This is a genomic window from Candidatus Kapaibacterium thiocyanatum (genome assembly GCA_001899175.1).
Taxonomy (GTDB): Bacteria; Bacteroidota; Ignavibacteria; order Kapaibacteriales; family Kapaibacteriaceae; genus Kapaibacterium; species Kapaibacterium thiocyanatum.
Genome location: MKVH01000003.1, coordinates 20,690 through 35,097, shown reverse-complemented (window position 1 = coordinate 35,097; position 14,408 = coordinate 20,690). Strand labels below are relative to the sequence as shown.

12 protein-coding genes and 1 pseudogene (1 of these 13 cut by a window edge) are annotated in these 14,408 nt (G+C 59.6%); 3 read left to right on the top strand and 10 right to left on the bottom strand.

Features of this window, described 5'->3' with window-relative positions; genetic code table 11:
* Window positions 1–9: 9 nt before the first annotated feature.
* From BGO89_03795 to BGO89_03785, 3 genes are read right to left on the bottom strand one after another with little or no spacing between them, the layout of a single operon-like run.
* The gene (locus BGO89_03795; protein OJX60706.1) at window positions 10–2,208 is read right to left on the bottom strand and encodes a copper-translocating P-type ATPase; all 2,199 of its coding nucleotides are present in this window, start codon (window positions 2,206–2,208) and stop codon (window positions 10–12) included.
* Entirely contained in the window at window positions 2,208–2,435 is a 228-nt protein-coding gene (locus BGO89_03790) for a hypothetical protein (GenBank protein OJX60705.1), read from the bottom strand. The genes BGO89_03795 and BGO89_03790 overlap by 1 nt, the downstream gene beginning before the upstream one ends.
* 1 nt (window position 2,436) lies before the next feature.
* Window positions 2,437–3,837: an ArgK protein gene (locus BGO89_03785; GenBank protein ID OJX60704.1), complete on the bottom strand. Its 1,401-nt coding sequence runs from the start codon at window positions 3,835–3,837 to the stop codon at window positions 2,437–2,439.
* A 758-nt stretch (window positions 3,838–4,595) separates the two neighbouring features.
* On the opposite strand from BGO89_03785, the gene BGO89_03780 reads away from it, so the two are divergent.
* Window positions 4,596–4,814: a hypothetical protein gene (locus tag BGO89_03780; GenBank protein OJX60703.1), complete on the top strand. Its 219-nt coding sequence runs from the start codon at window positions 4,596–4,598 to the stop codon at window positions 4,812–4,814.
* A gap of 103 nt (window positions 4,815–4,917) precedes the next feature.
* Window positions 4,918–6,342 carry a hypothetical protein gene (locus BGO89_03775; protein ID OJX60702.1) on the top strand — a complete coding sequence of 475 codons (1,425 nt, stop codon included), beginning with the start codon at window positions 4,918–4,920 and terminating at the stop codon, window positions 6,340–6,342.
* Window positions 6,343–6,418: 76 nt separating this feature from the next.
* On the opposite strand, the gene BGO89_03770 is transcribed toward BGO89_03775, so the two are convergent.
* From BGO89_03770 to BGO89_03755, 4 genes are all read right to left on the bottom strand, one after another.
* The gene (locus BGO89_03770) at window positions 6,419–7,090 is read right to left on the bottom strand and encodes a hypothetical protein (GenBank protein OJX60701.1); all 672 of its coding nucleotides are present in this window, start codon (window positions 7,088–7,090) and stop codon (window positions 6,419–6,421) included.
* A gap of 117 nt (window positions 7,091–7,207) precedes the next feature.
* The gene (locus tag BGO89_03765) at window positions 7,208–10,405 is read right to left on the bottom strand and encodes a hypothetical protein (GenBank protein OJX60700.1); all 3,198 of its coding nucleotides are present in this window, start codon (window positions 10,403–10,405) and stop codon (window positions 7,208–7,210) included.
* 132 nt (window positions 10,406–10,537) lie between these two features.
* A complete protein-coding gene (locus tag BGO89_03760) occupies window positions 10,538–11,230 on the bottom strand; it encodes a hypothetical protein (protein ID OJX60699.1) in 693 nt (230 codons plus the stop codon).
* Window positions 11,209–11,880: a glutamine cyclotransferase gene (locus BGO89_03755; protein ID OJX60959.1), complete on the bottom strand. Its 672-nt coding sequence runs from the start codon at window positions 11,878–11,880 to the stop codon at window positions 11,209–11,211. The genes BGO89_03760 and BGO89_03755 overlap by 22 nt, the downstream gene beginning before the upstream one ends.
* A 215-nt stretch (window positions 11,881–12,095) precedes the next feature.
* On the opposite strand from BGO89_03755, the gene BGO89_03750 reads away from it, so the two are divergent.
* Window positions 12,096–13,232, top strand: coding sequence for a hypothetical protein (locus tag BGO89_03750; GenBank protein ID OJX60698.1), 1,137 nt, complete (start codon window positions 12,096–12,098; stop codon window positions 13,230–13,232).
* A 118-nt stretch (window positions 13,233–13,350) separates the two neighbouring features.
* Here the strand turns inward: BGO89_03750 and BGO89_03745 are convergent, their stop codons facing one another.
* From BGO89_03745 to BGO89_03735, 3 genes and pseudogenes are all read right to left on the bottom strand, one after another.
* Window positions 13,351–14,046, bottom strand: coding sequence for a hypothetical protein (locus tag BGO89_03745; protein OJX60697.1), 696 nt, complete (start codon window positions 14,044–14,046; stop codon window positions 13,351–13,353).
* Window positions 14,047–14,065: 19 nt separating this feature from the next.
* Window positions 14,066–14,329 (bottom strand): hypothetical protein, encoded by a 264-nt coding sequence (locus tag BGO89_03740; protein ID OJX60696.1) that lies wholly within the window; start codon window positions 14,327–14,329, stop codon window positions 14,066–14,068.
* A gap of 53 nt (window positions 14,330–14,382) precedes the next feature.
* Window positions 14,383–14,408 (bottom strand): annotated as a pseudogene (locus BGO89_03735) (hypothetical protein); it runs 247 nt beyond the window's last position.

The window sequence follows — 14,408 nt, the reverse complement described above, 5'->3', positions numbered from 1 at the left end:
TCTGCCAAATCAGACCTTTCTGGCGCGCAACGAATTGGTCACCACGCTCACCGACGAGAACGCCATGGCGGCGGCGGCGATCATCGGACTGAGCAGGCCCAGGGCAGCCATCGGTATGCCCACGACATTGTAGGCGAAGGCCCAGAAGAGGTTCTGGCGGATGATGCCGACCGTACGGTGCGAGACGCCGATCATGGAGGGTACGAGCCTCACGTCGCCTCGTAGCAGCGTGACCGATGCCGAGGCCATGGCCGCATCCGTTCCCGTTCCCATGGCGATACCGACATCCGCCCGGGCGAGAGCCGGCGCGTCGTTGATGCCGTCGCCGACCATCGCCACGATGCGTCCCTGTTCCTGGAGACGGGCGATGGCATCGGCCTTACCCTCGGGTCGCACACCGGCGATGACGTCGTCGATACCCAGCTTCGTGGCCACCGCACGGGCGGCCCGTTCATGATCGCCGCTGAGCATCACGACGTGGACGTTCCGGTCCCTGAGCGTCCTGACGGTTTCCACGGCATGTTCCTTGACGCTGTCCGTCACGGCGATCACCGCTACCGGCAGTCCGTCGATACCGACGCAGATCGTCGTACTGCCCTGTGCGGCCATGCGGTCGCGCATTCCGGCGAACCAGTCATTCCAGATGGAATATTCGCGCATCAGCGCTTCGTTACCGGCCACGACCATAGAACCGTCCACGATTCCCACGGCGCCGAAGCCGGCGCGGGCATCGAAGGTCTCGACGGCCAACCGGACCACGTCGGGTACGGAGACCACGACTGCCTGGGCCAGAGGGTGTTCGGAGGAGCGTTCCAGTGCCGCTACCAGTCCTTTCACACGTCCGACGTCGACGCCATCGGCCCACTGCCATTCGGAAACCACGGGACGTCCTTCCGTCAGGGTACCGGTCTTGTCGAAGACGACCGTATCCACCCGCGCGGCCAGCTCGAGAGCGGATGCATCCCGTACGAGGATTCCGCGTCGTGCCGCCGACCCGGTAGCGGCGATCACGGCCGTAGGTGTGGCCAGACCGAGCGCACAGGGGCAGGCGATGATGAGCACTGCGATGCCGTTGATCATGGCCACAGATACTTCCTGACCGAGGATCAGCCACACGACGAAGGTGACGACGGCGATCGCCACGACGATCGGGACGAAGACACCTGCGATACGGTCGGCAAGAGCCTGTATGGCCGGCTTGCTGGCCTGTGCTTCCTCCACCGACCGTGCGATAGCGGCGACGAACATGTCGGCGCCGACGGCCGTGGCCTTGATGAGGACACTACCCGACGTGTTGAGCGTTCCACCCGCTACCGACGATCCCGCTGTCTTGTCGACCGGCAGGCTCTCGCCGGTGATCATCGATTCGTCGATCGACGTCGTGCCTTCGACGACTTCGCCATCGACGGGAATCCGTTCGCCGGGCCGTACGCGCAGGATGTCGCCGGTGCCCACATCGGCGATCGGCACCGTGACGTCCTGGCCGTCGCGCACCAGCAGTGCCGTGGACGGTTGGAGCGTCATCAGCTCGCGGATCGCTTCCGTCGTCCGCCGCTTCGCACGTGCTTCGAGCACACGGCCGAGGAGGATGAGGGCGACGATCGTGGAGGCCGTATCGAAGTACAGATGTGATTCGTGGGCATGCCCCAGGGCATGGGGAAACAGGACGGCGGCAGCGCTATAGAGGTATGCCGCACCGGTACCGACGGCCACGAGCGTATTCATGTCGGCGGTACCGTGTTTGACGAGTCGCCATGCGATCGAGAAGAATCTGCGGCCCGGGCCGGCGACCAGGATCGTTACCAGGATCAGCGCTACGGTATTGATGATGTCCATGTTCCCGCCGAACGCGTCCAGGAAGGGAGGCCACATGGCGCCCATCGTCAGAAGGAATACGGGTACGGCAAGGGCCAGTGCCCGGCGCAAATCCTGCACCAGGCGGCGATATTCTTCTGTTTGATGATCGGTGGGCGCCGACGTCGTGGAGTCCGTCTTCGGAAGGATGACTTCATAGCCCTGTTCGTGCAGGACCGAAGCCATCGTGTCGGTGGTGACGGTCGTCGGGTCGTAGGTGATGGTAACGTTATCGGTGGCCAGGTTGGCTCTGGCGCTTTCCACGCCGGGTGTATGCTGCAGCGATCGCTCGATGCGGGCGACGCACGACGCACAGGTCATGCCCTGTACGGGAAGCGTCACTGTGGTAGACATTACAGTGCCACAGCATGTGTGATCGTTGTTGAGACAAGTGCGTATCCGGCATTCCCGATCGCTTCAGCGAAGCGATCGGTATTCACGATGGCTTCATCGTACGTGACGGTGGCCTTGCCGATGTCGACGGCATCGACGGTCACTCCGTCGATCTTCGCCAGGGCTCGTTCTATGGACCTGATGCAATGCTGGCAGGTCATTCCTTCGATGATCAGTGTGGTCGTCATCTCAAGTTCCTTTCATTTCGTCAATCGCACCACGCAGTCGCCAGAGCCGACGAGCGAGATCGGCCTGTTGCCCGGCATATCGGTCGTATCGCTGGTTCTCTTCAACGATTTCGGCCAGATAGCGCGTGCGATCGGGTGGGATGATGTAGATCTTTTCGCTCATTTCGTCGGTGACGGTATACGTCGACGCCCAGTCGAGACCGCACTTGTGCACCAGTGCGTCGATGAGGGAGCGATAGAGCGTATTCGCACCGGGATCGTTGAATTGCGAAGCGATCGTACCGTAGACCGGCATTTCGTCCGGCTTGCGGTTGAACAACTGTCTGCTCCGCTGATATTGCTTCTTCACGTCACGCAGGGCATCCAGTGCACCGCGCTTGTCGAACTTGTTCAGTGCGATGATGTCTGCATAGTCGATCATGTCGATCTTCTCGAGCTGGCTCGCGGCACCGTATTCCGGCGTCATCACGTACATCGACACATCGGCGACGTCCGTGATCTGCGAATCGCTCTGGCCGATACCGGCCGTTTCCACGATGATGAGATCGAAGCCTGCATAGGACAGGACGTCGATGGCATCGGTGACGTTCTTGTTCATCGCGACGTTGGCCTCGCGGGTAGCGAACGAACGCATGTAGACGCGGCCATTGCTCACGGCGTTCATCCGGATACGGTCGCCGAGCAGAGCCCCACCCGTCTTCCGTTTCGACGGATCGACCGAGACGACGGCGATCGTCTTGTCGGTGAAATCCTCGAGGAAGCGTCGTACGATTTCATCGGTGAGCGACGACTTGCCCGCGCCACCCGTACCCGTGATGCCGAGAACCGGCGCGCGCTTCGTACCCTTGACGAAGGCGACCTTGTCGTAGGCACCGCGCTCGGCGAAGGAGATGGCCTGGGCCAGCGCCAGAGGATTCCGTGCCGAGACAGCATCCTCGAGATCGTCACCGAAGACATCGGGCGGAATGTAGTCCGACCGCTCCACCAGATCATTGATCATCCCCTGCAGGCCGAGGGAACGACCGTCGTCCGGAGAGTACAACCTCGTGATGCCATAGCCATGCAGGTGTTCGATTTCCGTCGGCAGAATCGTACCTCCTCCGCCACCGAAGATGCGGATATGTCCTGCGCCCCGTTCCTTCAGCAGATCGTACATGTACTGGAAGTACTCGACGTGGCCACCCTGATACGACGTCATGGCTATCGCCTGAGCATCTTCCTGGATGGCACAGTCGACCACTTCGGCGACGGATCTGTTATGTCCGAGATGGATGACTTCAGCACCGGTGGCCTGGATGATCCGTCTCATCACGTTGATGGCTGCGTCGTGGCCATCGAACAATGACGCCGCCGTCACGATCCGGATCTTGTGCTTGAGTTTGTACGGTTGCGGAGCCTGCATGGTTGTTCTCCAGATGATCAAGTCTGCAAAGCTACGGATGGGGGGTAGAACAGCGGTCGTCTACAGGTTTGACGGGCGATAGTGGATTTGGACGCTGGATGACAGGACGATGCAGGACAAACAGGATCGCCGGCGATTTGAATACTGCTGCATACAGGTTCCGTTCCATTATGGAACCGACGAAGGCGACAAGGACCCGCACGATCATAAGCCTGATTACGTGATACCGGAGCAGGAAACACTACTGTAGGATGTACCCAGCCCGCGCATGCGGGAATGGATCTCCGTCCCGAGGTCGCATACCGTTGACGAGGACCCAGCCCGCGCATGTGGGAATGAACCGCGCCACGTCGGCGACTATACGGGCGGATGCTACCGTGCACGCAGGGATAATCCGCCTACCTTCCGACACAAGAGCATGAAGCAGCCGTATTACGGGCGCATGCGGAAATGAACCCGAGGATGCCGCCACTGCCTACGGATATGCACCAGTGGATCATCCTGTCGCCTGCACACGTGGAAATGAACCGGTCCTCTCGGCAACCGATGACAAATACGGTGTCCGTCACCCGCGCACGCGGGGATGAACCGGCGACGCGCACGAAAGAGGAGGAGGCGAAACTCCGTCACCCGCGCACGCGGGGATGAACCGAACGGCTCATCGACGTCACCGCGCAACTGAATCTGTCACCTGCGCACGCGGGGATGAACCGACGTCATTGATCGTGAGCTGCCCACCACGCTCGTACCACCCGCCCATGGGGGGGGGGGGGGATGGACCGAGGAAACCGGCCTTCGCCGGTCGTACCGTATCATGGTCTCATGCACGCGAGGATGAACCTGCACTGGAGGAACACCGGAAGCAGGCCATACGTATCACCCCCGTAGGCGTGAGCGAGCCGTACAACTGGAGGTTCAGTGCGATCGTCTTGTATCATCCGCACACGCAGGAATGGGCCACAGGTGCATGCCCGTAACCCTCCGGACGGAGCGGCATGCCCCATCGTGGCGCGGATGGTACGGACGGGATCATTACGACATTTCTACCCCGGATACCGGTCCGTGTGCATTTTTGCACCCATGACCGCCGAACTCCTTCTCCTCGGTGGCGCCGAGGAAATCGGTGCCAATTCCTGCTACCTCAATCTCGACGGTACGGGAATCATCATCGATGCCGGCCTTCATCCGAAGGACCGGACGGCGGCAGCGTTCCCGGATATCGATGCACTCGCATCACGGCCGACCGACGCCCTGCTGATCACGCATGCCCACACGGATCATCTTGGAGCCCTGCCATACGTCATGCGACGTCTTCCGCATCTCCGTACCGTGATGACGCATGCGACCCGCGATCTCAGCCATATCATGCTGCACAACGGAGCGAAGCTGCTCAAGACGGACATCCGCACATGGTTTTCCGACCAGGCCCTGGAATTCTACAAACGCGATACCATCGAGCTTCTGCGCCATGCCTTCGAAGCCGTGCCCTACGATGAACCCTTCCTGCTGCGTGGATACGATGGACGCTCGGATGTAGCCATCACCTATCATTGGTCCGGACATATTCTCGGATCGGCGAGCATCACCCTCGAATGCGGTGGCCTGCGCATCATGCATACGGGCGACATCCAGTTCGACGACCAGACCATCATCCCGAAAGCACGGGTACCGCGGAAGCATGTAGACGTACTGATCACGGAGGCGACGAATGCCGCCGTCGATCGTCCGAACGACTACAAGGGCGAAGCCAAGCGTCTGGCCGCCTTCATCAACCGCATCACCAACGCCAACGGCTCCGTCCTCATTCCTTCATTCGCACTCGGCAAGACGCAGGAGACTCTCGGAATCCTTCATTCGTTGATGCAGAAAGGATCGATTCCGCGCATTCCGATCTTCACCGTCGGCATGGGTGTACGAATCAACAAGATCTACGACCAGTACTGCTATAGCGATCCCATGCGTGTTCCCGGCTTCGAGGTGTCGGACATTCCGCAGGAGCGTATCCACTTCGATACGCTGTTCAACGGACCCTACATGAAGCACCCTTCCATCGTCGTGGCACCGAGCGGAATGATGAACAAGGGAACCGTTTCCTTCGCCCTGGCAACGGCCTTCATGCGGAAGCCGAATTTCGGAATCGCCTTCATCGGATATCAGGATCCCGAGTCGCCCGGATACGAACTCCTTCACTCCCAACCGGACAAGGCATTCACGTTCGCCGGCAAGGAAACCCGACGCAGTTGCCAGATCGAACGTCTGCGCTTCTCCGCACACGCCTCTCTCGACGGTCTGCTCGGATTGATCACCGACGTCAGGCCCTCGACCCTCGTCATCATGCATGGCGAGCCTGACGCATGTGACATGCTTGCGCTCTGCACACGCGAACGCCTGCCCGGAACACGCGTCGTCATTCCGCGTCAGGCCCGTCCATACATGCTCGGTGAAACAGGACCGATATCTACGCCGCCATTCGGCGGTATGGATCCCGATGCCCTCTGGTCATGATCGTCCACATCGCCGACCGTCCGTCCGACGGCATTCGAACGACATCGCGTCCGGTGGGGGACCCTGCCTCGTGTATCTACTTCACGACCTGCAACCTTGCCCTCTGCCTGAGACCCGTTCGTGATGTGACGGTAACGACATAGATCCCGGCAGGTATACCGTTGAGGGGCAACGTCGCCACAGTCGCCATACCGTCAAGCGACATCGCGGCCACGGCCAGCCCCGTCAGTGTTTCCATACGTAGATCGACGGCATCATCCACCGTCCATCCTACGTGAACCTGATCGCGCGCCGGATTCGGATAGAGCGTCGCCGACATCACCGGCCCGTTTCCATACACGAGGCCGTCGTTGGCCTTTGTGTGAGGAGCGACAGGAATGAAGCCTGCACTCATGACCCTTCGCCACGGACGTTCGGAATCCCGTACGATCAGTCTGTATCTGTCATCGACTCTCTGATGGTCCGGAATCTTCCATACCGTAGTACCTTTCTTCGACGGTACGGCTCTCGCGATGGTCGATGTCGAGCTCGTCCCACCATCCCAGAGCAGGACGTCGACGACACCATCGAAGAGTGTCGTATTCCACCGTATATCCACAACCTGACCTGGCCGCCATGGCCGATCCGTCCATCCACCTGAGGGTTCGATCTGCGCCACTGCGGCGACGTTCCACAACGACAGCATTCCCGATATCACGAGAATACTCATGATGTGCAATGCCGTTCTGCATCCCATCGTGTTCGACATGATGTTCTCCTGTTCCGTGAAAGGGATTGTCTTCCTTATGTGAAGAACATGTGTACATCGATGACCGTATCGCCTACGGTCTCCGACTTCGTCATGTGATAACCATGCCCCGGGATATCAGCGTATGACGGCCCGACGCGGGTAGAGCCGGGCCAGGACTTCATATGAAGCATCGCCGCCATGGAGCGTGAATGCGGCACCGCGGTCCGAACGCACTCCCCACACCGTTCCGATGTTCTCCAGAAACGTGGCACTGCCCAGATGATCGTCCTGGTCGTCCTGCGGCAACAACGTCCGTATGAACTCCGCACCGATCGTGATCAGATCGCCGATGTTGTTCTCCCAACTGATGCCTTTGGCGGGATTGCCCTTGTAGGACTCCGCGCGTTTCTTGACGACATCGAGCAAATCCCGAACCCTGTTGACCAGACATTTGTCGTTGCTCTTGCAGTCCTCGTCGTATGTCTGGATATGCATGAAGGCATGGTCGCGCAGATCCATCCAGAACGGCTGGAACAACAGGGTCTTGCCCCCCATGTCCATCGGCGAGTCCTTGTCGCTCTGCGAGTACGTACATGCGGACTCACCCTGTCGTGCATCACACTCGGGAAGCCGTTTGAAGGATGGCCCGGTTTCGTATGCCTTGTCCACTCCGAGTACGCCACCGTAAACGGCATGATATGGTTCACCGTACATTTCGAAGGGCCACAGATCCCAGTCACCGTCGTACTTCAATCCGACCCGTTGCAGGAACAATCCGTAGCCGGGCGCTTCCACGGTCGAAAGAACGAAGCTGTTGTCGGTGGCCAGAGGTAATCCGCGTAGCGACCGGACGTTCGTACCGCACGTGAGAAGAACACTGCCGAGATGAAGTGCCTGCTTCCGTGGTATCGTCGATGGATCGCAGATACGGAATTCGACGATGTCGGCAGGACGTCCATCAGCCGGATGAAACTGAATATGCTGTCCGGACGATGAGACGACGGTGAAGTCCAGTCCCTTCATCATCGGATCGTTCACGAGAACGTTGCCATACGATTCGGCGATCATCGCACCGGCATGGATCGCACGGATGTCGACGGCCGTCGTATAGCGCACCTTCACCGGCGTACCGAGACGCGGGATGTATTCGAGCTGACGTCCACCGATCGGTTCATCGGGAAGGAGATCATGATAGATCAACGGATCGAGCCAGCGTTCCACGAAGCGGGCATCGCCCCGGTTCGTCCCGTTCGTGACGAGCATGCGGACGCCGATGCCGTCGATCCCGAACTGCTGTCCGAAACATGCGCGGATCCTTATCTCCGGATCTCCACCGGCCGTGTTTCCGCATGGAGTCGTGGTGAATCGCGCCATGTCCCTGCCGATCGCCATCGTATAGCGCACCGATCCGTTCGAACGTTCTTCATTGCCCGGCCGTACGTAACCTGGAACGTCGGACCAGAACTGCCAGTATTCGCCTCTGCGCCATGATGCGCGAATGGTGATCCGTACGTTATCACCACACTGCAGGCCGTACGTGGAGAACACCGTTCCACCATTCGTACATGCCGATGAGGCGATGTATTGCCATTGCGGACCACTGGCCGTCTGCGCACGCCGCTCGAGGTCGACGACGGTCTCCGGATGCGGTGACCTTCCAACGACGATGTCCGTTGCGGCATCCGATGCGAGCATCACCTTGTCGATACGCAGGCGTATGGCACTCCGCCGACAATGGAAGACGATGCGATTCTCGGGATCGAGCAGCCATCCCGTGACGCAGGACTGCTGTTTCGGTACGTCGTACCATACCGTCGCCCCTGCGGCGGCATCCGTATGCCCCGTGATTTCCCAGCAGGCGCCGGCCTGAATACATACCGTACGCTGTACCTTGATACCTTCCGTGTGTTCCCGTACCGTCGTGAACTTCACTCCGTCACGCACATCGAACAGAGGATTCGCGTCCATGTCCTGAACCTCGGCCTTCAGACGAAAGATCCGTGCATACGGCTGTGGTTGCGGTGTGAACCGCGGCAACACCGGCTGTTGCGTCGTACCATTGGCCGGTATCATCATGACCGGACTGGTCGACGTCATCGACGCGACCGGTGTCTCCCAATGGGAGAATACGTATTTCCTGTCGGGAACGGCATGAACGATCAGCGGCATCGCCACCGTCGCACAATCGATGACGGTTCGCATACCCGGACCAACGGTGCGGAGCACGGTTCCTTTCCCATCGCGAACGACGACTCTGCCTCCCATGCTGCCCTTCATGACGACGACCTTCGATGGGATACGCTCCACGACGACGGTTACCGGTATCGTAGCGGCAAGCATATCACACGTCACCGGTATGTCGACCATCGCATCACGACGTCCATCGATGTCGACGAGCAGGCCGCTTTCCCATCGGACGAATCTCCACCGTTCTCCCATCACAACAGGCATCGCAAGATGTAGCGGCTCTCCTTCGATCGCGAGACGTTCCTGCGACAGTACGACGTCGTGGACATGGGCCGGTAGTTCGGAACCATCGACGGACCGGACGTTCATCACGACGCGCCCTGCCTGCCGAACGGGGAGAACGACGGCCCTGTCCACCACCGTGCTTCCTGTGATCTCCGACAGACGGCACGCAACTTTCACGGCACAACCCGATGGCCATCGAGGTTGCGGAACGATGAGGACATCCATCCCATCTTCCGATACACGGATTCCCGCCGGAAGCCGTTCCGTCGTATCTCCTCCCGTCATGCGTTCCACCGATATCAGGCCAGGCAGCAGATCACGATACGGCATCATGTCGCCGTCGAACGCCAGGCGTATCGAGTCCGTACATCGAAGCGCCCGCATGGTATCCATGCTGCACCGTCGAAGACGCGGAGCATCGAACCGCGTCGTGAAGACGGTGGAGAGAGAATCCATGAAGATCGCTCCTGCGTCGACATGTTGCCGCAGTCCACGAACGATACATCGATACTTCGTGCCGGCATGCAAGGGATGGCGTGGCGTGAATCTCAGCGTGTAGTGGTCGTCGAGATGATAGACGCCCTTCACGATATCGTTCTGCCGTCGTGCGGTATCGTCCATGGCATGGAGCGGATACAGTGAGATAACCGGTTGATCGAACCGGTATCCGGAGGCCTCGGCATCGGGATAGCGGAAAGAGATACTCCCCGAATCGATCGGCAGTGGAGACCTGATGACGATCGATGTATTCAGCGAGATGTTCCCTGCGCCATCGGCCGGATATTCCACGAGTAGCGACTGCGGTTGTGCACGGCTATGGCCTGTAACGAACAGGAACAGTAGTAGGACGGTGAAGTCCATGCGAAGGGATGAGATCCGCATGGCGGCCTCCTGAACGATGGTGGAACAACGTGCCACGTCCGTGGCGTCGTTCCGTTCGTGCTCTCGACGGCGAGGAATGTGACGACTGGCACGTTACATCCGAACGGCCATTCAGCGCGCGTCGATGTTGCGCTGGAAGATCGTCTCCATCGTGTCCAGATTCAGGGTACAGAGCCATCCTCGTCCCTCACGATCATTGTAGACGCAGCCTGCGTCGACGATGATCTTCCTGTCTTCGTCGATACGCCAGCGTATTTCCTGCTGCGTCTGCGGCGTATGGCCGCAGACCAGGCGGCGTCCGTGCAAGGGATAGTACTTGATGATCTCTTCCCGTGCGAAGAGCATGCTGTGATAGTCGGTGAAAGGATCGAGGGCGATGGTATTCAGCGAGGCATGGACGAGGACGAAGTCCGGTTCGAGATGGATCAGCGGCATACGATCGATCATGTCACAGTATTCGACCGGAATGTCGCGATGTCGTTCGACGCCGAAGCTCCTCAACGTGGCATCACCGCCGTTGCGCAGACACGAAGCCTCCCACAGTCCGGAGAACCGCGCCCGCACGATCATGTCGTCGTGGTTGCCGCGAAGGATCACGACGTTGTATCCGTCCTGCTGCAACGATGCGAGGTAGTCCAGCACGCCCTTGCTGTCGGGTCCTCTGTCCACGTAATCGCCCATCATGACCAGGAGATCATGCTTACCCAATCCAAGACGTACTTCCACCATCTCACGAAGGGTGAGCAGGCAGCCGTGCACATCACCGATAGCGTAGCGATGGCTCACTGAACCATGATCTCGTATACATGAGGCCAGTTCTTGCCGGTGACGTAGAGAGCCTTCGATGCGCCGTCATAGGCAATGCCATTGAGAACGTCGACGTCCGCCGTACGCTCCGCCGCGGGCAACAGCCCGGCAAGATCGACGACGCCACGTACTTCGCCGGAGGCCGGATCGATGCGCACGATGCGATCCGTCTGCCACACGTTGGCCCATACCTCTCCGTCGATCCATTCCAGTTCGTTGAGATTGGAGATGGGCGAACCGTTGAGGGTCACGGAAACCGTACGCACGACCTGGAACGAGGAAGGGTCGAGAACGGTGAGCATGTTGGTACCGTTGCTCATGATGAGGTTCGTTCCGTCGTTGGTGATTCCCCATCCTTCACCGGAATACCTGAACGTCCCTTCCTTCTTCAGGGTCGCCGCATCGTAGATGAACCCCATCTGGTTCAGCCACGTCAGCATGTAGGCCTTGCCGCCGAGGACCGTCGCGCCTTCGCCGAAGTAGATGGATTCCAGACGCTCGATGCGCTGTACCGCTCCGTCCGTCATCCGTACATGACGGATGGACGACTGGCCGTTCTGTCCCGTCGATTCCAGGAACATGCCTCCCTTGTACACCACGAGCCCCTGCGTGAATGCCTTCCTGTCGTGCGGAAGCGTCCTCACGATCCGGTACGAGTACTCGCGGACGGAAGGTGGGGGAGGTGTCGCCGCCGGTTTCGGCTGCTCTTCCGACGGACGCGGGTGATCGGTAGTACAGGCTGCCATCGCTGTTAGACAGACGAAAAGGAAGACGTATCGAACCATGGGACGCTATTCGAATGAATGGGCATGCAACCTACGAATGTTCATGCGTAGTTTTGGGGTCAACGATCAGCGATATCATGCCTCCTTTTCTGCCTCTCCGTCCATTCGTTCCGGTCGCCACTGCCGTTATCCTCGCGATATGGGTCGTTGGCTGTTCGCATGAGCCTACGCCCGAGGAAGTTCAGGCGACGAGGACGGCGGACTCCATCCGCGTCGCCACGAAGGCCCGCGCGCACCGCATCGACTCCATCGAACACCGCTTCCCACGGATCGGCTACCGCCGTATGGTCATCGAGACGACGTCGATGCTGGACAGCATCCGGCGAACCTTCGCCAAGGCACCCGAGACCATGCGCAATTACCGGGCGCTCACGACGGTGAACCGCAAGGACCTGCACTACTTCCGCGTCGGCGATACGCTGATGCTGCCGGATTCCATCGTCGACGACCTCCGCGCCTATTCCGTCTTTCCGCAATACTATCGCGATGGCGATACGATCGGCAAGATCGTCTTCATCAGCAACAAGTGGCAGGCCTATGCATGCTACGAGCGTGGAGAGCTGGTACGGTTCGCAGCCGCCAATACGGGAGAGGAGCGCAAGCCCACATTCCCGGGACGCTATGCGGTGAACTGGAAGTCACGGCTCCGTCTGTCGTCGCTCGATTCGAACTGGCGCCTTCCGTTCACGGTGAACTTCCACCAGTATGCGGGCAGCGCCTTCCATCAGTTCGACATGCCCGGCAGGCCCGTGTCGCATTCCTGCGTACGCCAGTTCCTGACCGATGCCGAGTGGCTGTTCAAGTGGGTGAAACAGGGCAAGCTCGATACCAACCGACGCCCCATTCCGTTCACAGGCACGACGGTCATCATCCTCGACCTGTTCGATTTCACACGCCGCCGTGGTGGAGCGTGGTGGGATGTTTCGTCCAACAAGGACGTCGTGATCGCCCTCCCGAAGGATGCCATGCATGTCGAGGAAGCGTTGATTCCGATCTCGCAGATTCCGAAGGACGTACGTGGCGCCCTGCCCGACCGCAAGCGATACGTCGAAGCCGAACAGATACTGCGCGACCGCGGTGTGATCCGCGAAGCGATCGCCCTGCGCGAGTCGATCAACTACAACAAGCTGCGGCAGGAGAAGCGCAGGCGTGCAGCGCACGAGGCCGCACGCAGGAAGGCCGAAACGGAGAAGACGAATCCATCGTCCGAGTGAGAGTCCGCCCCCATACCTCCATGACCACATAACAAAAGGGATGATGGCAGTGCCATCATCCCTTTTCTACTTAACGGAGACACCATCCTGAGATGTCCTCTTTCATCTTCTCACCCGATCATCGGGCCATGAACATCACGCCGATCTCGACATTGTGGAGAGGGAAGTAGTCGGGGCCGACGCGCGGTACCATATCGTAGGCAGCCGTCGTGTATCCCAGACCGAAGCGATAGAGGAAACGCTGTCCGGCACCGATCTGCTCCGGTGTGTTGTCGGTGTCGTAGATGAGGGCATAGTTACCCGCATCGCCGATGACAGGCAGCTCCGACATTTCCTGCTCGTCGAGAATCTGGCCGTCGCGTACCGTTTCCTTTTCGAGGAGGGTCAAATGGCCTGCGGCGTAGATCGGTATCGTTCCATTGACGATTTCGGCATAGGCTTCCATCGGCGGAACCGACGTATAGCGGATGGCGTAGCGGCTCGCCCCGTAGTTGATGTCGGCGATACCCCATACGAAGTACTTGCCGTCGGCGCGTTCCCAGATCATGACGAGTTGGGCGCTCGGAGGTACGGGACCCAGGACGCGGGGGTCGCCATTGTAGATCGGACCGCTGACGGTGATCTCGGGAGCACCGCCGGGAGTTCCAGGATCGTTGGTATCGACCGGATCCTTGTCCGACGTGTCGACCGGGGGACGCGTATCCGTCGTGTCGACCGGGTCGACGGGATCGCCGGGCAGAATGATATGGTCGCAGGCCATGAGCATGGTGCTGACCACGGCAATGCTCATCCAGAGCATCAGTGTACGTTTCATCGCAGGATTTCCTGTGAGTTCATTGAATTACCTGGTTATGTGTGTCGTACATGCTTCCGACAACGCGCGCGGATGTCGGCTTCATGATCGGAGGCATTTCGAGCTGACCTCCTGTCCGGAACGAGTTCCGGACGAAGGTGGCTCGGGATTCGGTACTACGTCGGACATAGCCGCGAGGATACACCGACGCATCCTTCGGACCATCGTCAGATGGTGTTGGTCGTGTCGCGAGGTCCGCGAGGACCATGATGATCCGTCGTATCGCGTGGTCCGTGGGGACCATGACCTGTCGTATCCCAGGGATCACGAGGACCATGATTCGTCGTATCCCAGGGATCACGCGGGCCGTGATTCGTCGTATC

Coding starts and splice junctions, on each gene's coding strand:
- BGO89_03740 (OJX60696.1), bottom strand. CDS start 14,329: ATGGTCCCCACGGACCACGCGATACGACGGATCATCATGGTCCTCGCG.
- BGO89_03745 (OJX60697.1), bottom strand. CDS start 14,046: ATGAAACGTACACTGATGCTCTGGATGAGCATTGCCGTGGTCAGCACC.
- BGO89_03770 (OJX60701.1), bottom strand. CDS start 7,090: ATGTCGAACACGATGGGATGCAGAACGGCATTGCACATCATGAGTATT.
- BGO89_03795 (OJX60706.1), bottom strand. CDS start 2,208: ATGTCTACCACAGTGACGCTTCCCGTACAGGGCATGACCTGTGCGTCG.
- BGO89_03785 (OJX60704.1), bottom strand. CDS start 3,837: ATGCAGGCTCCGCAACCGTACAAACTCAAGCACAAGATCCGGATCGTG.
- BGO89_03780 (OJX60703.1), top strand. CDS start 4,596: ATGGGGGGGGGGGGGGATGGACCGAGGAAACCGGCCTTCGCCGGTCGT.
- BGO89_03790 (OJX60705.1), bottom strand. CDS start 2,435: ATGACGACCACACTGATCATCGAAGGAATGACCTGCCAGCATTGCATC.
- BGO89_03750 (OJX60698.1), top strand. CDS start 12,096: ATGCCTCCTTTTCTGCCTCTCCGTCCATTCGTTCCGGTCGCCACTGCC.
- BGO89_03775 (OJX60702.1), top strand. CDS start 4,918: ATGACCGCCGAACTCCTTCTCCTCGGTGGCGCCGAGGAAATCGGTGCC.
- BGO89_03765 (OJX60700.1), bottom strand. CDS start 10,405: ATGGACTTCACCGTCCTACTACTGTTCCTGTTCGTTACAGGCCATAGC.